Origin of the sequence: Leisingera coralii (genome assembly GCF_049056525.1) — a bacterium.
Lineage (GTDB): Bacteria > Pseudomonadota > Alphaproteobacteria > Rhodobacterales > Rhodobacteraceae > Leisingera > Leisingera coralii.
This window is the reverse complement of the sequence record NZ_JBHUPT010000011.1, coordinates 78,343-99,463: the sequence shown is the minus strand read 5'-3', so window position 1 is coordinate 99,463 and position 21,121 is coordinate 78,343. Positions and strand designations below refer to the sequence as shown.

Genomic DNA, 21,121 nt, shown 5'->3' with positions numbered 1-21,121 from the left:
TCAGCCAGAAGAAGCATCATGCCGCATCCAGGCTCGCGCGTGCCTGGTCAAGGATGCGTTTCGCTTCGGAGCCCTGCAGGCGGGCGATGTCGTCCTGATATTTGAGGATGGCGCCCAGGGTGTCGGCAATCACCTCGGGGCTGAGGGCGATCACGTCGAGCGCCAGCAGGCAATTGGCCCAGTCGATGGTTTCGGCCACCCCCGGCTTCTTGAACAGGTCCTCGGTGCGCAGGGCCTGCACGAAGGCGACGATTTCGCGGCTGAGCTGCTGGCTGGCCTCCGGGGCGCGGGCGTTCAGGATTTCCACCTCGCGGCTGAAATCCGGGTAGTCGACCCAGTGATAGAGGCAGCGGCGTTTCAGCGCGTCGTGCACCTCCCGCGTGCGGTTGGAGGTGAGCACCACGATGGGCGGCTCTGGGGCGTGGATGGTGCCGAGTTCCGGGATCGTCACCTGGAAGTCGCTGAGCGCTTCCAGCAGGAAGGCCTCGAACGGTTCGTCGGTGCGGTCGAGCTCATCGATCAGCAGCACCGGCGCGCCGCGTTCATCCGGGCGCATGGCCTGGAGCAGCGGGCGTTCGATCAGGTAATCGGCGGAGAAGAGTTCGTTTTGCAGCGCGGCGCGGCCGGCGGCGCCTGCGGCCTCGCCCGACACTTCTGCCGTGCGGATAGCGACCATCTGGGCTGCGAAGTTCCATTCGTAGACGGCGCTGGCGGCATCCAGCCCCTCGTAGCACTGCAGCCGGATCAGGCGGCGGCCCAGGCCCGCGGCCAGCGCCTTGGCGATCTCGGTCTTGCCAGTGCCGGCCTCGCCCTCCAGGAACAGCGGGCGGCCCAGTTTCAGCGACAGGAACACCACGGTGGCCAGCGCCCGGCCGCAGACATAGCCCTGGCCTGAGAGAATTTGCTGTACCTGATCGATTGACTGCGCCTGCTTCATGCTGAGCCTCCCCTTGCCCCGCCCGGTCTGATCTGCCCAACAGGCCACGCAGGGCGGCCCCGGTCAAGCCGCGCGCCGCCGCGACGCTGCGGCGGCGGCAAGCGGCGGCACCGGCCCCGGGCGGCCGGAGAGTTGTAAATCCCGTCCGGGCGGGTAAAACTTCACACCTGAGATGCGCTGACCCGGGCGCGGGTTACAAGGACCGAGAAGCACGCCATGCGCAATGCCCCGCACAAGCTGTCCTGCCAGCCTGCCCAACCCGCTGCCGCCGCCCGGGAGGCCTGAAGCAGATGCGGGTTCTGGCCATCCTCTGCGTGCGCAACGAAGCCGCCTTTCTGCTGGAATGGCTGGCCCATCACCGGGCCGTGGGATTTACCGACTTCCTGATGTTTTCCAACAACTGCCAGGACGGGACGGCCAAGATGCTGGACCGGCTGCAGGAGCTGGGGCAGCTCACCCACCTGCGCAACGAAGGGCCTTACGACAAGGGCGGCATCCAGTTCACCGCGCTGAAGCAGGCGGACCGGCATCCGCTGGTGAAACAGGCCGATTGGATCCTGGTGCTGGATATCGACGAATTTGTCTGCATCAAGACCGGCGATGGCACGGTGGCGGACCTGCTGGCGGCGCTGCCGGAGGCGGATGCGGTGACGCTGACGTGGCGGCTGTTCGGCAATGCCGGCATCGTGCGCTACGAGGATCTGCCGGTGACCGAACAGTTCACCCGCTGCGCGCCGGAGGTGATCCACTGGCCCTGGCGGGCGGTGATGTTCAAGACGCTCTACCGCAATGACGGCACCTACCGCAAATGCGGCGTGCACCGGCCCCGCGATGTCAGGGACGCGGCGCGGCTGGACAGCTTCCGCTGGTTCGACTGCGAGGGGCGCGAGCTGGGCGCGGAGTTCAAGACCAAGCGGCTGTTTTCCGATTACGGCCAGCCCAACGGGCGGCTGGCGCAGCTGAACCACTATCCGCTGGGCGCCATGGAGAGCTATGTGCTGAAGGCGGACCGCGGCCGGGTCAACCGGCAGGCGGAGCTGGGGATGGATTACTGGGTGGAGCGCAACTATTGCACGGACACCGACACCTCCATCGCCCGCTGCGGTGCGGCGCGGACAGAGCTGCAGGCCGGCCTGCTGAGCGATCCGGACCTGGCCCGGCTGCATGCCAAGGCAGTGGAATGGCGCCACGCCAGGTTTGCCGCCCTGATGAGGCAGGAACCCAGCCGGGCGCTGTTTGCCCGGCTGCTGATGACGCCGCCCTCGCGCGCGGTGAGCCCGGCGGCAGCGGAGCTGCTGCGTGAATTTGCGGTCCAGGGCCAGTCCGCAGGGCCGCGGCCGGAGAACGGGAGCTGAGCCTCTGGCGGCGCAGCTGAAGGCCGCTGAATGGACGCTGCACTGCCCGAATGAGGCATAGGTTTTTCTAAATTTAGCCTTATTTCCCTCATAACCGTAAATGCAAACAGCCCCCGGACCGGTCGGGGGCTCCAGAGGATAGCAGGCATGCAGGACGGACTTGAAAATCTGGATGAAGACCTTTCCGGGCTGAAGCCTGCCCAGTGGAAGGCCCGGATGGCGGCCCTGGCCGAAGAGCATGGCATGTTCCAGCCGCTCGGCGACCGGCATTTCGCCACCTTCATCGACCAGGGCAACACGCTGCTGGTGACGTTCGAGACCATGCAGGGCATCCACAACCTCTCCGACCTGGCGCAGCCGCTGGGGTTCGACCTGGTGAAGAACCTGGGCTGGTCGCATATGTGCGTGGTCTCCGACGGCGACACCTGGTTCCGCGAGAACCGCATCTACGGCTTTTTCGACCAGCTGATCGATGACGGGTTTTTCGACGAGTTCGACAATGTGATCTTTTACGGTGCAGGCCCTTGCGGCTATGCGGCGGCGGCCTATTCGGTGGCGGCCCCCGGGGCCGTGGTGGTGGCCGTGCAGCCGCAGGCGACGCTGGATCCGCGGATGACCGAATGGGACGACCGCTTCACCGAAATGCGCCGCCTATCGTTCACTGACCGCTACGGCTATGCGCCGGACATGCTGGATGCGGCGGACCAGGCCTATGTGATTTATGATCCGCAGGAGCGGCTGGATGCCATGCACGCCTCGCTGTTTGCCCGCAGGAACGTGACCCGGCTGCGGGCGTTTCACATGGGCGATGCGGTGCAGACCCGGCTGATCGAGATGGAGATGCTTTATCACATCCTGTCGCTGGCCGGCAGCCGCAAGCTGACCGGGGGGGCGTTTTACAAGCTGTTCCGCAGCCGCCGCAACAACTCCTTCTTCCTGCGCAACCTGCTGGGACGGCTGGAACGGGAGGACCGCCCGTTCCTGATGGCACTGTTGTGCCGCAATGTGACGGAGCGGATGCGGGCACCGCGGTTCCGCCGCCGCCTGCAGGAGATGGAGAAGCGCGCGGAAGCCGGCGAGTTCACCTTCCCCTCCAAGCGCTGAAGCGGACCGCAGCCCCGGGCAATCCGCCGCTTTGTTTCCCCGCGGTCATGTGCTAACGCGGGCGCATGACCCAGACGCTGACCATCCCCCGCCCCGACGACTGGCACCTGCATCTGCGCGACGGCGCGATGCTGCAGGCCGTGCTGCCCGAAACCGCCCGCCATTTCGGCCGTGCCATCATCATGCCGAACCTGGTGCCGCCGGTGGTGACCGGGGACCAGGCCGCCGCCTACCGCGACCGCATCCTGGCGGCGCTGCCCGAAGGCATGGCGTTTGAGCCGCTGATGACGCTTTACCTGACCGAGGACACCGATCCGGAAGACGTCGCCGCGGCCCATGCCAGCGGGCTGGTCACGGCGGTGAAGCTGTACCCGGCGGGGGCGACCACCAATTCGGCCTCCGGCGTGCGTGATTTCGACAAGGTGCGCGCTGTGCTGGAGAAGATGGCGGAGATCGGCCTGCCGCTCTGCACCCATGGCGAGGTTACCGACCACGACATCGACATCTTCGACCGCGAGGCGGTGTTCATCGACCGGGTGCTGGACCCGATCCGCAAGGCCACCCCCGGCCTGCGGGTGGTGATGGAGCATATCACCACCAAAAACGCTGCCGAGTATGTGGCCAGCCAGGACAAGGACCTGGGCGCGACGATCACCACGCACCACCTGATCATCAACCGCAACCACATCCTGGTCGGCGGCATCAAGCCGCATTACTACTGCCTGCCGGTGGCCAAGCGCGAAGAGCACCGGCAGGCGCTGCGCGCCGCCGCGACCTCGGGCGACAAGCGTTATTTCCTGGGCACCGACTCGGCGCCGCACACCGACCCGAACAAGGAAAGCGCCTGCGGCTGCGCCGGCTGTTTCACCGCCACCAACACCATGTCCCTGCTGGCGCATGTGTTCGAGGAAGAAGGCGCGCTGGACAAGCTGGCGGGCTTCGCCTCCGAGTACGGGCCCGCGTTCTACGACTTGCCGGTCAGCAGCGAGAGCCTGACGCTGACCAAGGGTGACGCGCCGGTGGTGTTCCCGGAGAAGATCGAAACCGGCGACGGGCCTGTCACCGTGTTCGATCCGGGCTTCCCGGTTTTTTGGAATGTAGCCTGACCTAGAAGAGACGGCTTACTGTCAAATTTCTGGCAGTAAGCCGTCGCGATACATTTCCGAGATATACTCTGTTATCATTGTTAATGGCACTTCATCAAAATGCTCAGGAAGGTGCTTCAAGAGATCATATTTGTGTGCCAAGGCCTTCATCTTCGCACCAGTTGGAGTAGCACAAGTCAGTGCAATCAACCCACATTCACTGTCTGAGAGTTGTGCACGTAGTATGTTAATGTACAGCTTTGCATTCTGCGGTGCCTGTCGATCCACAAACTTTAGAGTGTTGTACAAGAGCCTAAAGTAGCTATTCAGGTCGTCGGCATGTTTTGGGTATCTGCGAATGAACTCATTGGCAGCATAGGCAACTCGGTTGAGATCTGAAGCTCCATCTTGATCCCAAAAGCTCACTCGTAGCAAATCGATGTAAATTTGCCCCAACTGATCTCGTCCTGAATATGGCGCCTTTCCATTATTTTGGCTAGGGCCAGTCAGATCGTCGATGTAGCCGTTAAAAATGGCCAACATATTGAAAAACGTCTGCTCGAACATCTGCTGCTGCAATCTCTGATTTTGCAGCGCCATCTGTTTCTTCTGCCCCTCCAGTTCAGCACGAGCCGCTTTCATTTCATCCCGTTGCATTTTCAAATCCTGCCGCTGCATTCGGATTTCGCGCTGCTGTTGCATCAGCGTGGCGATCAACCCGACAAAGGCGGCACCAGTAAAGAGCGAAGTCAGGGCACCGAATGAGTCGCCAACGGGTCCGGCGTTAGCAAACCCTTCAGCCGCCCATTTCATTAAAAACGGGTTGAAGAGCCAAAAACCAAACACCAAACCCGCAATCGCCAAAAAGAATTCGAACGGATAGCGCCGTGTCCAGACCGTCAGGTAACCTTTCGCCCTTTTGCGCTTCTCTTTGCGCAATGGGTTGAGAACCGCCCGCCCGATTTTTGCGCAAAGCTCCTCGAGCCGGGCAAGATGGCGTCTCCAGTTCATATAAAATTCCTCAATCAAACTACTTGGGCAAACTATCGAACCAAGCAATAGCTGCAAGAGCTCTCGACATCTGCCCTCGCTGTCAGCTATCAGCGCGCGGAACCGTCGTCTGCTCAACCAAGGTGCCGCCATGATCCCCACCTCCTACCCGTCCAAAGAAGAAATCGCCCGCCTGTCGGCCCGGATGCTGCTGGAAATCGGCGCGGTGAACTTCAACACGGATGAACCCTATACGCTGGCCTCCGGCCTGCCCTCGCCCAGCTACATCGACTGCCGCAAGCTGATCTCCTTTCCGCGCATCCGCTCCACCCTGATGGATTTCATGGCCGTCACCGTGATGCGCAACGCAGGGTTCGAGGCGTTCGACAACATCGCCGGCGGCGAGACCGCGGGCATCCCGTTTGCCGCGCTGGTCGCCGAGCGGCTGGCGCTGCCGATGACCTACGTGCGCAAGAAGCCCAAAGGCTATGGCAAGAATGCCCGCATCGAAGGGGTGATGACCGAGGATCAGCGCGTGCTGCTGGTGGAAGACATGACCACCGACGGCGGTTCCAAGCTGTCCTTTGTGGATGCAATCCGCGAGACCGGCGCCTCCTGCGGCCACACCGCGGTGATCTTCTATTACGACATCTTCCCCGAAACCACCAAACGCCTGGGCGACCACGGTGTTGAGCTGCACTACCTGTGCACCTGGTGGGATGTCCTGGCCGAAGCCAAAGCGCAGAAGAGCTTCAGCGGCGAGACGCTGGATGAGGTGGAGAAATTCCTGAAGGATCCGCGCGCCTGGCAGGAAGCCCACAAGGCGTAAAATTGGCTGAGGACGCGCACCGGCGGGCAATTTGCCCGCCATTTCCACGCCATAGGCAGGATGCGCGCAAAACCGCTTAACGCAAGGTTAAGTGTTACAGGGCGGTCTGTGGAAAAGCCCGCCTCGAATCATTTCCCGCACAGGCTGAAGCGCAGATATAGGGGTCTTTTCAGGTCCCGCCGCATCATGTAGCTTCAAAGGGACAGGCTTGCTGGCCCATTGCGGTAAACAGCCCACAGGCCCGGCGCGGATATCCACAAGGAATCCCCAGAGATTCCCAGATAGGCGAACAGCCCCGCGCGCCGTATAAGGCGGCCCGAAAGACGAGAGCAGTGATGAACGAGATTACCCCTTTCGACGGCGACATGCCCCCTCCTGCCCCGATGCCCGAACCCGCCGCGGCACCGGAGGCCGCGATGCCGGACAATGAGCTGCCCCATTCGGTGGAGGCCGAACAGCAGCTCCTGGGTGCGATCCTGACCAACAACGAGGTCTACGACAAGATCGCGCTGATCATCGACTCGTCGCATTTCTACGACCCGGTCCATGCCCGCATCTACGAGGTTGCGGCGGCGCGGATCTCCAAGAACGCGCTGGCCTCGCCGGTGACGCTGAAGGCGTTCCTGGAGGACCACGAGGGGCTGAAGGAACTGGGCGGGCCGGCCTATCTGGCCAAGCTCGCAGGCGCGTCGATCTCCGCCTTTGCGGTGCGGGACTACGCGCAGATGATCTACGACCTGGCGATCCGGCGCGAGCTGATCGCCCTGGGCCAATCGATTTCAGACAAGGCACGCCGCGTTGACGTGGCATCAGAACCTAAAGAGCAGATCGTTGAGGCAGAGCAGGCGCTTTACCAGCTGGCAGAGCAGGGCCAGACGGAAAGCGGCTTCAAATCATTCCTGAAGGCCGTCACAGAAGCGGTCAATGTGACCAACGAGGCGTATCAGCGGGGTGGCGGCATGGCCGGCATCTCGACGGGCCTGGTAGACCTCGACAAGCAACTTGGCGGCCTGCATCCCTCGGACCTCCTAATCCTCGCAGGCCGCCCCTCTATGGGTAAGACGTCGCTGGCGACCAACATCGCCTTCAACGTCGCCAAGGCATACAAACGCGGGGTGAAACCCGACGGCACCGAAGGCGCCATCGACGGCGGCGTGGTCGGCTTCTTCTCGCTCGAGATGAGCGCCGAGCAGCTGGCGGGCCGGATCCTGGCGGAAGCGTCGGAGATCTCCTCGCACAAGATCCGCCAGGGCGACATGACCGAAAGCGAATTCCGCCGCTTTGTGCAGGCGGCCAAGGACCTGGAAAGCTGCCCGCTGTTCATCGACGACACGCCGGCGATCCCGATCTCGCAGCTGGCCGCGCGCGCACGGCGCCTGAAGCGGACGCACGGGCTGGACCTCTTGGTGGTCGACTACCTGCAGCTCTGCCGCGGCATGTCCGACAACCGGGTGAACGAAATCGCCGAAATCTCGATGGGGATGAAGGCGATTGCCAAGGAATTGAACATCCCGGTGATCGCGCTGTCGCAGCTGTCGCGTCAGGTGGAAAACCGCGAGGACAAACGCCCGCAGCTGTCGGACCTCCGGGAATCGGGCTCGATCGAACAGGACGCCGACGTGGTGATGTTCGTGTTCCGCGAGGAATACTACAAGGAGCGGGAAAAGCCCGGCGATCACGAGCTGGAGAAGATGGAAGAGTGGAAGCAGGCGATGGAGCGGCTGCACGCCAAGGCCGAGGTCATCGTCGGCAAGCAGCGTCACGGTCCCATAGGCACGGTGGAGCTGAGCTTTGAAGCGCAGTTCACCCGCTTCGGCAACCTCGCCAAGCCCTGGCAGCAGGGCCAGGAGGAATACTGATCCCGGCCAGCCGTGGCCGGATCGCGGATTTGCGGATTTTCAGTGCTGCTGCCTGCCGGACCCATTGACCGTCAGGCCATCAGCGCCAGCCCGGCCCGGCTCCCCCGCCGGACCGGGCTTATTTATTGCCCGAAGGCAAACCTCCGCCGGCATTCCGGTTTTTCCCCCTTGACCTGCGCACCGCCCATGTCATGAACACCGCATGAGCACGGCAAGATTGACAATCAACCTGGATGCGCTGGTCACCAACTGGCGGAATCTGGATGCGCTGACCGGCTGCGAGACTGCCGCGGTGGTCAAGGCGAACGGGTATGGCCTGGATGCAGGCCGCGTGGGCAAGGCGCTGGCCAAGGCCGGCGCGCGCAATTTCTTTGTGGCCGCGGCCGAGGAAGGCGGCGCGCTGCGCCGTGCGCTGGGGCCGGGTCCCGGCATCTCGGTGTTTTCCGGCCATATGGAAGGCGACGCCAAGCTGCTGAAGGATTTCCAGCTGACGCCGATGCTGAACTCGCTGGACCAGATGCTGCGCCATTTCGAGACCCTGCCGGGCCACCCGTTCGGGGTGCAGCTGGACAGCGGCATGAACCGGCTGGGGATGGAGCCTGGCGAATGGGCCGCGGTGGCGGAGATCGCCCTGGGCCAGAACCCTGTGCTGCTGATGTCGCACCTCGCCTGCGCCGATGAGCCTGGCCACGGGATGAACGCCCGCCAGTTGCAAGCCTTCCGCGAGATGACCGACGGGCTCGACATCCCCCGCTCGCTGGCCGCCACCGGCGGCATGCTGCTGGGCCCCGATTACCATTTCGACCTCTGCCGCCCCGGCGTCGGCCTCTATGGCGGGCTGCCGTTCAAGGATGCGGTGCCGGTGGTGCATCTTGACCTGCCGGTCATTCAGGTGCGCGATCTGGAGCCGGGCGAAAGCGCCGGTTACGGCAATGCCTGGGTTGCCAAACGCCCCAGCCGCATCGCCACCGTGGCCGCAGGTTACGCCGATGGCTTGCACCGGGCGATGGGCAACGGCGGCATTCAGGTCTTTGCCGGGGACACCCCCTGCCCCGTCGTGGGCCGGATCTCGATGGATCTGATCACCGTCGACGTGACGGAGCTGGCGGAGGTGCCGGAGGCGCTGGCCATCCTCAACGAGCACCAGACCGTCGACATGCTGGCCGAAGCCGCCGGAACCATCGGCTACGAGATCCTGACCTCCACCGGACACCGCTACGCACGGACCTATCAGGAATGAATCCCGTCAGCCTCCTGGCCCGGCTGGGCCGCGCCGCGCTGACCGGGATGTCCGCGGTCGGCCGCGCGGCGCTGTTTGCGCTGGGTGCCTTCAGCCACATGGTCCGCCCGCCCTATTACCCGCGCGAATTCCTGCAGGCGCTGTTGAACATCGGCTGGCTGTCGCTGCCGGTTGTCGGCCTGACCGCGATCTTCACCGGCGGCGCACTGGCGCTGCAGATCTACGCCGGCGGCGCCCGTTTCAACGCCGAAGCCGTGGTGCCGCAGATCGTCGCCATCGGCATGGTGCGCGAGCTGGGCCCGGTGCTGGTCGGCCTGATGATCGCGGCGCGCGTGACCTCGTCCATCGCGGCCGAGATCGCCACTATGAAGGTGACCGAGCAAATTGACGCGCTGGTGACGCTGTCGACCCATCCGATGAAATACCTGGTCGCGCCGCGGGTTCTGGCAGCGCTGATCACCGTGCCGGTGCTGGTCGGCACCGGCGACATCATCGGCATCATGGGCGGCTACACGGTGGCGGTGCAGAACCTCGGCTTCAACGCGGCGGCCTACCTCAAGAACACGGTCGACTTCCTGGAACCGCTGGACATCATCTCCTCGCTGGTCAAGGGCGCGGCCTTTGGCACCATCGCGGCAATGATGGGCTGCTACTACGGTATGCAGTCGGGCCGCGGCGCCCAGGGCGTGGGCCGCGCCACCAAAGGCTCGGTGGAATCCGCGGCCGTGCTGATCCTGGCCGCCAACTTTGTCCTGACAGGGGTGTTCTTCTCTCTATGATCCGCATGGAAAACGTCCACAAGGCCTTTGGCGACAACCAGGTGCTGAACGGCATGAGCCTGGAGATCGCCAAGGGCACCTCGATGGTGATCATCGGCGGCTCCGGCACCGGCAAATCGGTGGCGCTGAAAAGCATCCTGGGCCTGATCCAGCCCGACTCCGGCGAAATTTATGTCGATGGCAAGCCGTCAGGCTCCGGCGACCGCGACAAGTTCCTGGCGCGGTTCGGCATGCTGTTCCAGGGCGGCGCGCTGTTTGACAGCTTGCCGGTCTGGCAGAATGTGGCCTTCCGGCTGCTGCGCGGCGCGCTGAAGCGTCCGGTGGACGAGGCCCGCGAGATCGCCATCGAAAAGCTGCGCCGCGTGGGCCTGCGCGCCAAGGTGGCCGACCTCTACCCCTCGGAACTGTCGGGCGGGATGCAGAAACGCGTCGGCCTTGCCCGCGCGATCGCGGCAGAGCCCGAGATCATCTTTTTCGATGAGCCGACCACCGGCCTGGACCCGATCATGTCCGGCGTGATCAATGACCTGATCCGCGAGATCGTGGTGGAGATGGGCGCCACCGCGATGACCATCACCCACGACATGACCTCGGTGCGCGCCATTGCTGACAATGTGGCGATGCTGCACGACGGGATCATCCAATGGACCGGCCCCGTCGCTGAGATGGACCATTCAGGCGATCCCTATGTGGAGCAGTTCATCCACGGCCGCGCCGAGGGGCCGATCGAGGCGGTGCGGTAACAGCTCGCATTGCACGGGCTTGATCCTCTTCATCTGGCCGCAAATATCCCGGGGGAGCCGCGCGCCCCGCGCGGCGGGGGCAGCGCCCCATCCCGGACCTGCCTCGTCCCGGGCCGCTGCCAGTATTGGAGACACAAATGACCCTCCGCCTTCTCACCCTGTCACTGCTGATCCTCTACCCCGTCGCCTGGTTTGCGCCGCTGATGCGGGCGGGGCTCTTGCCTATCTTCGGCCTCAGCGAGATCTCGGTGATCACCGGCTTGCAGAGCCTGTGGGGCAGCGACGCGGCGCTGGCGCTGATCGTCACCTTCTTTGCGATCTTCGCCCCCTACCTCAAGACCATCGGCCTGGCGCTTGTGCAGTGGGACCTGCTCGATGCCAAGGTGCAGCCGGTGCTGCATGTGCTGGGCAAGCTGGCGATGGCCGATGTCTTCCTGATCGCGCTTTACATCACCCTGGCCAAGGGGATCGGGCTCGCCACCATTGAGACCGCCTGGGGGCTTTACATGTTCACCGCCTGCATCCTGGCCTCGATCGTGCTGGGAATGGTGACGGAACGCAGCCTCACGAAACCGCGAGAGAGCGCATAAGCCCTTGATCCCGGGGCAAACCGCACCAGATCAAGGGAGATAACTGTCCGGGATCCTGATCCCGGGACCGGTAAGCTGCGCCCTGATCAGGCTCCCCCCTCCTGCCCGCCAGCTCCGGATCCGTTGATGTTGCTGCTTGAAAGGGGGAGCAATGGCCGGCTTTCAATCATTCCTGTTCACCGCGCGGGCCGTGATGATGCGGCTGGCCTTCTTCACGATCTGCCTGGCAGCCCTGGCGGCGCTGGCCGCGACCCTGCTGGCAGCCCTTGGCATCTGGCCGTGGCTCAGCCTGCAGGCCGGGATCGGTGGGGAAGTGCATCCAAACGCCGGGATGGCGGCGCAGATCATGCTGACGGTTCTGGCCCTGATGCTGGTGTTCTTTCTGCCCGCCAGCGGACGCATCCTGGCGCTGGAGACCTCGCACCGGCGGTTTGCGCTGAACATGGAAGACGTGCTGCGCGCCTATCAGCTGGCCCATGCCGCCGACCGGGCGGGGCTGTTCACGCTGGCCTCCGAATTCGACGCGGTGAAGGAACGGATCGCCTATCTGCGCGACCACCCGGATCTGGCCGGCCTGGAACCGGATGTGCTGGAAGCCGCGGCGCAGATGAGCCAGATCAGCGGCGAGCTGGCCAAGACCTATTCCGACGAGAAGGTCGCCCGCGCCCGGCAGTTCCTGAAACAGCGGCAGGAGGAGATCGAGGCCTTCAAGGCGCGGCTGGAGGATGCCAAGGTCATCACCCAGGAGCTGCGCCAGTGGACCCGCGACGTGGAGGTCGAGGAAAGCATCGCCAAGTCGCACCTGGCGCGGCTGCGCGGCGAGCTGTTCGAGCTGCTGCCGGAACTGTCGGCGCAGCTGCAGACGCCGCCGGACGGCTCCGGCCCCGAGGCGGGCAGCGTGGTGCCGATCCAGCCGCCGCGGCGCGCCGACTGAGGTGCTGTGCCTGCTGCAGCGGCGCTGAGACGGGGCTCTGCCCCCGGCCCTGACGGGCCTCCCCCGGGATACTTTCAGCCAGAAGAAGACCGGATCCGCTCTTCTTCTGGCCTCAAATATCCCGGAGCGCGAGGCAGAGCCTCGCATCGCACGGTACAGCACGCGCAACCCCTTGAACAAAACAGAAACATCTGCCACTGATCCAGCATGGCAAAAACATCTTTCTCCTGCTCGGCCTGCGGCGCGGGCTTTTCCAAATGGTCGGGCCGCTGCGAAGGCTGCGGCGAGTGGAACACCATCAGCGAGGATCAGGGGCTGTCTTCTGGCCCCGCCAAGAAATCGCTGGGCGTCAAGCGCGGGCGCACCATCCAGCTGACGGATCTGTCGGCCCGTGAAACCCCGCCGCCGCGCACCTGCTGCGGCGTGGGTGAGCTGGACCGGGTGCTGGGCGGCGGGCTGGTGCCGGCCTCGGCGATCCTGGTCGGCGGCGATCCCGGCATCGGCAAATCCACCCTCCTGCTGCAGGCGGCGGCACGGTTTGCCCATGCGGGCCTCAAGACCGTCTATGTCAGCGGCGAGGAGGCCAGCGCCCAGGTGCGGATGCGGGCGCAGCGGCTGGGGCTGGCGGATGCGCCGGTGCAGCTGGCCGCCGAGACCAACCTGCGCGATATCCTCACCACGCTGGAGGCGGAGAGACCGCAGCTGGCGATCATCGACTCGATCCAGACCATGTGGGCCGATCACGTGGACAGCGCGCCCGGTTCCGTCAGCCAGGTGCGGGCGGCAGCGCATGAGCTGACCACCTTTGCCAAGCGGCACGGGATTTCGGTGATCATGGTCGGCCATGTCACCAAGGAAGGCCAGATCGCCGGCCCCCGGGTGGTTGAGCATATGGTCGACACCGTCCTGTATTTCGAAGGCGAGCGCGGCCACCAGTTCCGCATCCTGCGGGCGGTCAAGAACCGCTTTGGCCCGGCGGATGAGATCGGCGTTTTCGAGATGACCGGCGGCGGCCTCAGCGAGGTTGTGAACCCCTCTGCCCTGTTCCTGTCCGAACGAGGCGAGCCTTCGCCCGGCTCGGTGGTGTTTGCAGGCATCGAGGGCACAAGACCGGTGCTGGTGGAGATGCAGGCGCTGATCGCGCCCTCGCCGCATTCGCAGCCGCGCCGTGCGGTGGTCGGCTGGGACTCCTCGCGGCTGGCGATGATCCTGGCAGTTCTGGAGGCGCGCTGCGGCATCCCCTTTGCCGGGCTGGATGTCTATCTGAACGTGGCCGGCGGCATGAAGATCTCGGAACCTGCCGCCGACCTGGCGGTGGCGGCGGCGCTGCTCAGTGCGCGGGAAGACGTCGCTTTGCCCGCCGATACCGCGGTTTTCGGAGAAATTTCGCTATCCGGCGCCCTGCGCCCGGCGCCGCAGACCGAAAACCGGTTGAAAGAGGCGCAAAAACTTGGTTTCACGGCGGCGATCGCCCCTGGCGGCAGCAAAACTGTGTCCGTGAACGGCCTGAACTTGCGAAAGTCCAGCGACCTGGCCGGTTTTGTTGGCGAATTCTTCGGGGCCGGCTAGAGTCGCAAAAAATTTGAAATCGCAGGTAAACGGGCGAGGCATATGGAAGGTTTCACAATCATCGACGGGGTCGTGGCCCTGGTCATCGTTGTATCGGCGCTGCTGGCCTATTCGCGCGGCTTTGTGCGCGAAGCCATGGCCATTGCCGGCTGGATCGCCGCCGGTGTGCTCGCCTTCATCTTCGCCCCGCAGGCCGAGCCGCTGATGGCGGAGATCCCGGTGGTGGGCGAATTCATCGCCGACAGCTGCGAATTGTCGATCATCGCCGCCTTTGCCGCGGTGTTTGCACTGGCGCTGATCGTGGTCTCCTTCTTCACGCCGCTGTTCTCCACCCTGGTGCAGCGCTCGGCGCTTGGCGGGCTGGACCAGGGCGCGGGCTTCTTCTTCGGGGTGCTGCGCGGCATCCTTCTGGTCGCGATTGCCTTCTTCCTCTATGCCGTGGTGATGACCGGGCAGAGCTTCTCAATCGTTGACGAAAGCCGCTCGGCAGTGGTGTTCGAGCGCATGATCGGCAAGATCGAGGAGCGCAATCCGGAGCAGGCCCTGGGCTGGGTCACCGAGCAGTATGAAGCGCTGATCGGCAGCTGCGGCCAGTAATTCCAAAGAATTACCCCCAAAGGATTGACACGCGGGCGCCCCTGGGGCGCCCGTTTTGCTTTGGTTTCAATATGTTCACATGGTTATCCACAGGACGGCCGCAAAGCGGTTAACACCGCAAATACACATTAACGCTTTGTTAACCATAGAGAATCGGGCGCTGGGAGGCCCGTTGGGGCGTCTCAAAAATCGCGTTAAATCTTAACAAATCCTCAGCCTGCACCGTAAAAAAGTTAACAATCCCCCTGAAAAAGCAGTTTTTGTCCCGGAAAAATCGCCTCATCCCGAAATGGGACGCAAGCCCGCCCCAATTTGGTCCCAATTCGGGGGCCACATGGCTTCAACGGCAAAACGCCGGGACGAAGACGCTCAGAAGGGACACCAAAATGCAGCTGGATCACACCACAGATTTCGCCGACTACCTGCCGGTTGATGTGCTGCTGCTGACCAATCCCCTGCCGCAGTCCGTGAAACCGGCACCCAAGCGCGCCCGCATCCGCAGCGGCGGCTTCCTGCCCGATACGCTGGTGGAAACCGGAGAGGGCTTCAAACAGGCCCGCGACGTCAAGCCCGGCGACATGGTGTTCACCTTCGACGGCGGCGCCCAGGAAGTGAAAGCGGTCCGCCACGCCGTGCCGCGCCTGACCACCCTGATGCATGTCCCCGCCGGCGCCCTGGGCAATGACACCGACCTGATGCTGCCCTCCGACCAGAAAGTGGCGCTGGAGATGGACACCGCCGAGCGCCTGTTCGGCCTGCCGGTTGTCGTCACCAAGCTGATCGCGCTGGCCGGCTACAAGGGCATTGCCGCAGCAGCGCCCGAGCGCCTGGGCCGCATCCATTTCGAATTCGAGGAAGAAGAGCTGGTCTGGGCCGAAAGCGGCATGCTGATGCCCGCCGGCAATGACACCGAAGGCTCCGCCTTCCACCAGCTGTCGCTGACCGAGACCCGCCAGGTTCTGGCCAGCGACGAGGGCCGCGCCCTCGCGGACACCGGCATGGGCGAGGAAGACGCCCGCCTGCCCGCGCCGCTGGACAACCTGCTGGACCGCATCCTGGCGGCCTGATCCCGAAACGTTTTTCCCTCCCCCACCTCCGGCCCGCCCTCGTGCGGGCCTTTCCTTTTGCGCAGGGGCGCTTGGCGCCGCAAGAACACAGGTCCGCCGCGTGCCCCGAAAGGGGCCGGAAAGCGCGCATTACGGCCACCCGGGCGGAACAAATGTTCCGCCAGGAAGCCTGTTTTCAAAAAAATTTGCCCGAACTCCGGATGTGTGCAAGCATCGGGCCGGGCGCAGCAAGAAGACCAAAATTTCAGGCGCCTGTTTCCAGGGAGGATTTGACTATGAACTTGAGGCCTGACCCCACTTTTCATGCCACCCCCAAGCTTGCCATGGAGGCCCCGGCGGAAACGCTGGCCTTTACCCTGATGCTTAGTCCCGACGGCTCGCAGCCCGACGGGCTGGCGGTGGTCGATGTCGACCCGAAGTCCAAAAGCTACGGCGAGATCGTGCATCAGCTGATCATGCCCAACAAGGGCGACGAGTTTCACCACTTCGGCTGGAACGCCTGTTCTTCGTCGCTGTCGCCGCTGTCCGGCCACGCGTTTCTGGAGCGGCGTTACCTGATCATTCCCGGCATCCGTTCCAGCCGGATCTACGTGGTGGACGTCAAGGAGCCCCTGAAGGCCAAGATCCACAAGATCATCGAACCCGAGGAAGTGTTTGCCAAGACCGGCTATTCTCGCCCGCACACCATCCATTGCGGCCCGGAGGGCATCTATGTCTCCACCCTGGGCGGCGGCGGCAAAGACGGCACCGACGGCCCGCCGGGCATCTTCATCATGGATTGCGAAACCTTCGAGATCCTGGGCCGCTACGAGATGGACCGCGGCAAGCAGGACAAGCATTATGACTTCTGGTGGAACCTGCCGCGCGACTACATGGTGAGCTCCGAATGGGCGTTGCCGCCGCAGTTCGAGAACGGCATCGTGCCGGAGGATCTGCTGAGCAACAAATACGGCCATTCGATCCATTTCTGGAACCTGCGCCAGCGCAAGAACGTGCAGACCATCGACCTGGGCGAAAACCACCAGATGGCGCTGGAGATCCGGCCCGCGCATGATCCCTCACGCGATTACGGCTTCTGCGGCGTGGTGGTCGACACCACCAACCTGCAGGGCGCGATCTTCACCTGGTGGCAGAAGGACGACGGCACCTTCGAGGCCAAGAAGACCATCACCATCGACCCGCGGCCCGAGAAGCCGGAAAACCTGCCGCCGCTCTTGCAGGGGTTCGAGGCGGTGCCGCCCCTGGTCACAGATATCGACCTCAGCCTGGATGACAGGTTCCTTTACGTGGCCTGCTGGGGCCTGGGCGAGATGCATCAGTATGATGTCTCCGACCCGATGAACCCCAAGCTGGCCGGCAAGGTCGAGATCGGCGGCATCGCGCGCGGCGCCAAGCACCCCAACGGCAAGGATTTTGCCTATGGCCCGCAGATGGTCGAGATCAGCCGCGACGGCAAGCGGGTCTACTGGACCAACTCGCTCTATTCCACCTGGGATGACCAGTTCTATCCGGACTCCGGGGGCGGCCAGATGGTGATGGCCAACGCAGGCGAAAACGGCGGGCTGGAGCTGGACAAGGACTTCTATGTGGAGTTCCCCAAGGGCTACCGCAGCCACCAGATCCGGCTGGAAGGGGGCGACTGCTCCACCGACAGCTTCTGCTACCCCTCCGTCTGACGCGTGGCAGACATCAGCACGGCGGCGGCCCTGTGGTGGGCCGTTGCCGCCTCGGGCGTGTATCACGGGGTGAACCCCGGCATGGGCTGGCCGCTGGCGGTTTCGGCCGCGCTGATGGACCGGTCGCGGGGCAGCCTGCTGAAGGCGCTGCTGGCGCTGGCGGCTGGGCACCTGCTGGCCATGGCCGCGATCCTGTTTCCGTTCTCGGCGCTCATGGTGCTGGCGGAGTGGCAGCGCGAGATCCAGATCGGCGCCGCCTGCCTGGTGATCGCTCTGGGCCTCTACCTGCTGGTGAACCGCCGCCACCCCCGGTTTCTGGCCCGCGTCCCGCCGTCGCGGCTGGCGCTGTGGTCGTTCCTGGCGGCGATGGCGCATGGCGCGGGGCTGATGCTGGTGCCGATCTACCTCGGCATCTGCCGCACCGTCGAAACAGACGCCGGCCACGCCGCCGCCGGCGCGCTGATCACCGGCAACGCGGGCATCGCCGCGCTGGTGGCCGTGCTTCATACCCTGGCGATGACCGCTGCGGGCGGTGTGCTGGCGGTGGGGATCTATTTCTGGCTGGGGCTCAAGTTCCTGTCCAAAGGCTGGTTCAACCTGGACCTGGTCTGGGCGCTCAGCCTGGTGCTGGTCGGCGCCATCTCGCTGCTGACGCTGCACTGATGGAACAACCCGCAAATCCGCATCCGCAGCCCCCGGGCCCGCCTGAGTGCGGGTCCAATCCGTTCAAGGCCGGTTCCAGACCCGGCCAGGTCGCTTCCCGGCCCGCAATTCCGGTGTTTCCTGCCTAGCGTGCCGAGCTGCAGACAGCCTTGGCGCGCGGGATTTCGCATCCCCCAAGCCCCACACATGGGATAAACACGTTGGGCAACAGCTCTCACACCGGTGACGACACCACACTCAAAGGGATCCTTTTGCTGGTCCTCGGGCTGACCGTTTTCTCCCTTCAGGATGTCATCATGAAGGTCTTCAGCAGCCAGATGGCGGTACAGGAGGTGATCTTCCTGCGCGGGCTGGTGACGCTGATCCCGGTCAGCCTGGGGCTGTACCTGACAGGGGGCCCGGGGGCCTTTGCGACCCGCAAGCTGTTCCTGAGCTGCCTGCGCGGCGCCGCCGGGTTCATCTGCTTCACCACATTCTCGATGGCGCTGGCGGTGCTGCCGCTGGCCGACGCCATGCCGCTTTACTACACCGCGCCGCTGTTTGTGGTGATCTTCTCCATCCCTCTGCTGGGCGAACAGGTCGGCTGGCGCAGCTGGCTGGCCATCGTCGCGGGCTTTCTGGGCGTGGTGTTTGTCGCCCAGCCCAGCGCGGACGGCATTGAGCCGGCGATGATCCTGGCCATCGTCTCCGCCTGCGCCTACAGCGCCCAAAGCCTGCTGGCGCGGCTGCTGGGGCCGACCGAAAGCGCCCTGCGGATGACATTCTATTCGATGCTGACCTTTGTGGCCCTGAGCGGCGCCATGGGGCTGGCCTTCGGCTCCGGCTGGCTGGACCGGTTCAGCCACCCCAGCGCCCAGTACCTGTTCCGCGCCTGGAGCGTGCCGGACCTGGCGCAAACCGGTTTGATCGTGGCCGTCGGCCTGATCGCTGCCGCAGGCTTCTATTGCATCAGCCAGGCCTACCGCCTGGGCGAGGCCAACAGCATCGCGCCGTTTGAATACAGCTCGCTCCCGGTGGCGGTTCTGTGGGGCTGGCTGTTTTGGGGCGATATCCCGGGCAGCACCACCATCACCGGCAGCATGCTGATTGTCGGAAGCGGGCTGTTCATCCTCTACCGCGAGGTCGTCAAGCGCCGCGAACGCCGCCGCGCCGCTGCCATCCGCCGCAGCGCAGCGGGGATTTGTGATCCTTTGATGACAGCAGGAAAGAAAGCCACTATGTGAGGGCGCGAACAGGAAACGGATTCGGAGCCTCACCGCCTTGCCGCCGCTGACCGCCTGCCTTTGTGGACATGACCTGACGCGCCTGGCGCCGGGGTCCGCTGACGCAATCGGCCCTCAGGCCGGCGCCCGGGCACCGGGCCGGACTGCGGCCAGGGCAGCCGGATTGGCGCCCCGGTGCACAAATGCGCTAGACTGCCGCCAGCACCGCTTCCATCAGCCATCGAACAGCAAAGCCTAATCGGGATTGGAGCCAGCCAATGTGCGGGATTTTGGGGATCGCAAGCCGGGACACGGAAGTCTTTGCGGAGATATATGACGGGCTTCTGATGCTGCAGCACCGCGGCCAGGACGCCTCCGGCATCGTGACCTACACCGGCGAGTTCTTCCGCGAGCGCAAGGAAAACGGCCTGGTCAAGGATGTGTTCGGGCCGTCCGATGCCGAAACCCTGACCGGCCGCGTCGGCATGGGCCACGTGCGCTACCCCACCGCAGGCTCGCTCAGCGCGACCGAGGCGCAGCCGTTCTTCGTCAACGCGCCCTACGGCATCTACCTGGTCCACAACGGCAACATCACCAACACCGCCGAGCAGCGCGAGAAGGTGACCGGCAAATACAGCCGCCACCTGCGCACCACCTCGGATTCGGAGATCCTGCTGAACGTGCTGGCCGACAAGGTGGCCGATGCGATCAAGGTGAACGGCAACGCCGAGCCGATCCGCAACATCTTTGCCGGCGTCAAAATGACCATGGAACGGGTGCAGGGCGCCTATTCGGTGCTGTGCATGATTGCCGGTGTCGGCATGCTGGCGTTCCGCGACCCGCACGGCATCCGGCCGCTGTCGCTGGGCAAGCGCCCGGCGCAGGGCGCGGGCGATGATTACTGCATTGCCTCCGAGGACGTGGCCTTTGGCATCAACGGCTTCGAGAAGGTCCGCGACGTCAAGGCCGGAGAGGCGGTGCTGATCGATCTGGACGGCAACCTGCATGAGTTCCAGGCGGTCGAGGGCAAGCTGACCCCCTGCATCTTCGAATATGTCTACCTGGCACGTCCCGACTCGATGATGGACGGCGTCTCCGTCTACAAGACCCAGCTGCGCATGGGCCAGGCGCTGGCCAAGCAGATCCAGGAATCCGGGCTGGAAATCGACAGCATCATCCCGGTGCCCGATTCGGCCCGCCCCGTGGCGCTGGAAGTCGCCAACTCCACCGGCATCCGCTACCGCGAGGGGCTGGTCAAGAACCGCTACGTCGGCCGCACCTTCATCATGCCGGGCCAGGCGGAGCGGCAGAAATCGGTGCGCCGCAAACTGAACGCGATCCCGCTGGAGTTCAAGGACCGCAACGTGCTGCTGATCGACGACTCCATCGTGCGCGGCAACACCATCAAGAAGATCGTGCAGATGTGCCGCGAGGCCGGCGCCAAGAAGGTCTATATCGCCTCCGCCTCGCCGCCGGTGAAATACCCGAACGTCTATGGCATCGACATGCCCACCAAGCACGAGCTGATTGCAAACGGCCTCAGCATCGAGGAAATCCGCCAGGAGCTGGGCGCCGACGCGCTGTTCTACCAGAAGCTCGACGACCTGATCTGGGCGGCACAGGAAGGCAACCCGGATATCCAGGGCTTTGACTGCTCCTGCTTTGACGGCAACTACGTCACCGGCGTCACCAGCGAGTATCTGGATGCGCTGGAAAGCAGCAGCCGGGTCAGCGCCAAGATCAAGGACATGCCGGTGCCCGGCGCCTCCTGGAACGCCTCCAAGCTGGCCTCCGGCTGAGCCGGCCCTGCCCCGTTCCCATAACGGGGGTTTGAACTTCCGGCCGCATCCGCGTATGAGGGCGGCGAACACTGCATAGACAAGGCGCTGGCCGTGACGGCCC

The 21,121-nt window shown here is 64.3% G+C and carries 19 protein-coding genes; 17 read left to right on the top strand and 2 right to left on the bottom strand.

Annotated elements, in window-relative coordinates; translation table 11 throughout:
- Positions 1 to 16: 16 nt before the first annotated feature.
- Entirely contained in the window at positions 17 to 937 is a 921-nt protein-coding gene (locus ACFMBG_RS04525; RefSeq protein ID WP_421053536.1) for an AAA family ATPase, read from the bottom strand.
- Positions 938 to 1,227: 290 nt separating this feature from the next.
- Here ACFMBG_RS04525 and ACFMBG_RS04520 point away from each other — a divergent pair, with 290 nt between their 5' ends.
- From ACFMBG_RS04520 to pyrC, 3 genes are all read left to right on the top strand, one after another.
- The gene (locus ACFMBG_RS04520) at positions 1,228 to 2,292 is read left to right on the top strand and encodes a glycosyltransferase family 2 protein (protein ID WP_421053535.1); all 1,065 of its coding nucleotides are present in this window, start codon (positions 1,228 to 1,230) and stop codon (positions 2,290 to 2,292) included.
- Positions 2,293 to 2,439: 147 nt separating this feature from the next.
- Positions 2,440 to 3,396 carry a phosphoadenosine phosphosulfate reductase gene (locus tag ACFMBG_RS04515; protein ID WP_421053534.1) on the top strand — a complete coding sequence of 319 codons (957 nt, stop codon included), beginning with the start codon at positions 2,440 to 2,442 and terminating at the stop codon, positions 3,394 to 3,396.
- A 65-nt stretch (positions 3,397 to 3,461) separates the two neighbouring features.
- On the top strand, positions 3,462 to 4,502 hold the full coding sequence (pyrC, locus tag ACFMBG_RS04510; protein ID WP_421053533.1) for a dihydroorotase: 1,041 nt from the start codon (positions 3,462 to 3,464) through the stop codon (positions 4,500 to 4,502).
- Positions 4,503 to 4,523: 21 nt separating this feature from the next.
- Here the strand turns inward: pyrC and ACFMBG_RS04505 are convergent, their stop codons facing one another.
- Positions 4,524 to 5,624, bottom strand: coding sequence for a putative phage abortive infection protein (locus ACFMBG_RS04505; protein WP_421053532.1), 1,101 nt, complete (start codon positions 5,622 to 5,624; stop codon positions 4,524 to 4,526).
- On the opposite strand from ACFMBG_RS04505, the gene ACFMBG_RS04500 reads away from it, so the two are divergent.
- From ACFMBG_RS04500 to purF, 14 genes are all read left to right on the top strand, one after another.
- Positions 5,623 to 6,300: an orotate phosphoribosyltransferase gene (locus ACFMBG_RS04500; protein ID WP_421053531.1), complete on the top strand. Its 678-nt coding sequence runs from the start codon at positions 5,623 to 5,625 to the stop codon at positions 6,298 to 6,300. The two genes, ACFMBG_RS04505 and ACFMBG_RS04500, sit on opposite strands and share 2 nt — an antisense overlap.
- A 335-nt stretch (positions 6,301 to 6,635) precedes the next feature.
- Positions 6,636 to 8,159, top strand: a complete 1,524-nt coding sequence (locus tag ACFMBG_RS04495) for a replicative DNA helicase (protein WP_421053530.1) — start codon at positions 6,636 to 6,638, stop codon at positions 8,157 to 8,159.
- A 202-nt stretch (positions 8,160 to 8,361) separates the two neighbouring features.
- On the top strand, positions 8,362 to 9,399 hold the full coding sequence (gene alr, locus ACFMBG_RS04490; protein WP_421053529.1) for an alanine racemase: 1,038 nt from the start codon (positions 8,362 to 8,364) through the stop codon (positions 9,397 to 9,399).
- A complete protein-coding gene (locus ACFMBG_RS04485; RefSeq protein WP_421053528.1) occupies positions 9,396 to 10,178 on the top strand; it encodes an MlaE family ABC transporter permease in 783 nt (260 codons plus the stop codon). The genes alr and ACFMBG_RS04485 overlap by 4 nt, the downstream gene beginning before the upstream one ends.
- Complete coding sequence (locus tag ACFMBG_RS04480) at positions 10,175 to 10,921, top strand: ABC transporter ATP-binding protein (protein ID WP_421053527.1); 747 nt, start codon at positions 10,175 to 10,177, stop codon at positions 10,919 to 10,921. The genes ACFMBG_RS04485 and ACFMBG_RS04480 overlap by 4 nt, the downstream gene beginning before the upstream one ends.
- Positions 10,922 to 11,058: 137 nt before the next feature.
- Positions 11,059 to 11,511, top strand: a complete 453-nt coding sequence (locus ACFMBG_RS04475; RefSeq protein WP_421053526.1) for a paraquat-inducible protein A — start codon at positions 11,059 to 11,061, stop codon at positions 11,509 to 11,511.
- Positions 11,512 to 11,662: 151 nt separating this feature from the next.
- Positions 11,663 to 12,445: a DNA repair protein gene (locus ACFMBG_RS04470; protein ID WP_421053525.1), complete on the top strand. Its 783-nt coding sequence runs from the start codon at positions 11,663 to 11,665 to the stop codon at positions 12,443 to 12,445.
- A gap of 207 nt (positions 12,446 to 12,652) precedes the next feature.
- A complete protein-coding gene (radA, locus tag ACFMBG_RS04465; protein WP_421053524.1) occupies positions 12,653 to 14,014 on the top strand; it encodes a DNA repair protein RadA in 1,362 nt (453 codons plus the stop codon).
- Between the two features lie 42 nt (positions 14,015 to 14,056).
- Entirely contained in the window at positions 14,057 to 14,611 is a 555-nt protein-coding gene (locus ACFMBG_RS04460; RefSeq protein ID WP_421053523.1) for a CvpA family protein, read from the top strand.
- Positions 14,612 to 14,997: 386 nt separating this feature from the next.
- The gene (locus tag ACFMBG_RS04455; RefSeq protein WP_421053522.1) at positions 14,998 to 15,678 is read left to right on the top strand and encodes a Hint domain-containing protein; all 681 of its coding nucleotides are present in this window, start codon (positions 14,998 to 15,000) and stop codon (positions 15,676 to 15,678) included.
- Between the two features lie 275 nt (positions 15,679 to 15,953).
- Positions 15,954 to 17,354, top strand: coding sequence for a selenium-binding protein SBP56-related protein (locus tag ACFMBG_RS04450; protein WP_421053521.1), 1,401 nt, complete (start codon positions 15,954 to 15,956; stop codon positions 17,352 to 17,354).
- Positions 17,355 to 17,357: 3 nt separating this feature from the next.
- Complete coding sequence (locus ACFMBG_RS04445; RefSeq protein ID WP_421053520.1) at positions 17,358 to 18,017, top strand: hypothetical protein; 660 nt, start codon at positions 17,358 to 17,360, stop codon at positions 18,015 to 18,017.
- Positions 18,018 to 18,166: 149 nt separating this feature from the next.
- A complete protein-coding gene (locus tag ACFMBG_RS04440) occupies positions 18,167 to 19,240 on the top strand; it encodes a DMT family transporter (RefSeq protein WP_421053519.1) in 1,074 nt (357 codons plus the stop codon).
- 257 nt (positions 19,241 to 19,497) lie between these two features.
- Entirely contained in the window at positions 19,498 to 21,018 is a 1,521-nt protein-coding gene (gene purF / locus ACFMBG_RS04435; protein WP_421053518.1) for an amidophosphoribosyltransferase, read from the top strand.
- The last annotated feature ends 103 nt before the right edge of the window (positions 21,019 to 21,121 follow it).

What these genes read in the sequence shown, in the direction of transcription:
- ACFMBG_RS04525 (WP_421053536.1), bottom strand. Translation starts at nt 937, where the DNA reads ATGAAGCAGGCGCAGTCAATCGATCAGGTACAGCAAATTCTCTCAGGC.
- ACFMBG_RS04520 (WP_421053535.1), top strand. Translation starts at nt 1,228, where the DNA reads ATGCGGGTTCTGGCCATCCTCTGCGTGCGCAACGAAGCCGCCTTTCTG.
- ACFMBG_RS04515 (WP_421053534.1), top strand. Translation starts at nt 2,440, where the DNA reads ATGCAGGACGGACTTGAAAATCTGGATGAAGACCTTTCCGGGCTGAAG.
- pyrC (WP_421053533.1), top strand. Translation starts at nt 3,462, where the DNA reads ATGACCCAGACGCTGACCATCCCCCGCCCCGACGACTGGCACCTGCAT.
- ACFMBG_RS04500 (WP_421053531.1), top strand. Translation starts at nt 5,623, where the DNA reads ATGATCCCCACCTCCTACCCGTCCAAAGAAGAAATCGCCCGCCTGTCG.
- ACFMBG_RS04505 (WP_421053532.1), bottom strand. Translation starts at nt 5,624, where the DNA reads ATGGCGGCACCTTGGTTGAGCAGACGACGGTTCCGCGCGCTGATAGCT.
- ACFMBG_RS04495 (WP_421053530.1), top strand. Translation starts at nt 6,636, where the DNA reads ATGAACGAGATTACCCCTTTCGACGGCGACATGCCCCCTCCTGCCCCG.
- alr (WP_421053529.1), top strand. Translation starts at nt 8,362, where the DNA reads ATGAGCACGGCAAGATTGACAATCAACCTGGATGCGCTGGTCACCAAC.
- ACFMBG_RS04485 (WP_421053528.1), top strand. Translation starts at nt 9,396, where the DNA reads ATGAATCCCGTCAGCCTCCTGGCCCGGCTGGGCCGCGCCGCGCTGACC.
- ACFMBG_RS04480 (WP_421053527.1), top strand. Translation starts at nt 10,175, where the DNA reads ATGATCCGCATGGAAAACGTCCACAAGGCCTTTGGCGACAACCAGGTG.
- ACFMBG_RS04475 (WP_421053526.1), top strand. Translation starts at nt 11,059, where the DNA reads ATGACCCTCCGCCTTCTCACCCTGTCACTGCTGATCCTCTACCCCGTC.
- ACFMBG_RS04470 (WP_421053525.1), top strand. Translation starts at nt 11,663, where the DNA reads ATGGCCGGCTTTCAATCATTCCTGTTCACCGCGCGGGCCGTGATGATG.
- radA (WP_421053524.1), top strand. Translation starts at nt 12,653, where the DNA reads ATGGCAAAAACATCTTTCTCCTGCTCGGCCTGCGGCGCGGGCTTTTCC.
- ACFMBG_RS04460 (WP_421053523.1), top strand. Translation starts at nt 14,057, where the DNA reads ATGGAAGGTTTCACAATCATCGACGGGGTCGTGGCCCTGGTCATCGTT.
- ACFMBG_RS04455 (WP_421053522.1), top strand. Translation starts at nt 14,998, where the DNA reads ATGCAGCTGGATCACACCACAGATTTCGCCGACTACCTGCCGGTTGAT.
- ACFMBG_RS04450 (WP_421053521.1), top strand. Translation starts at nt 15,954, where the DNA reads ATGAACTTGAGGCCTGACCCCACTTTTCATGCCACCCCCAAGCTTGCC.
- purF (WP_421053518.1), top strand. Translation starts at nt 19,498, where the DNA reads ATGTGCGGGATTTTGGGGATCGCAAGCCGGGACACGGAAGTCTTTGCG.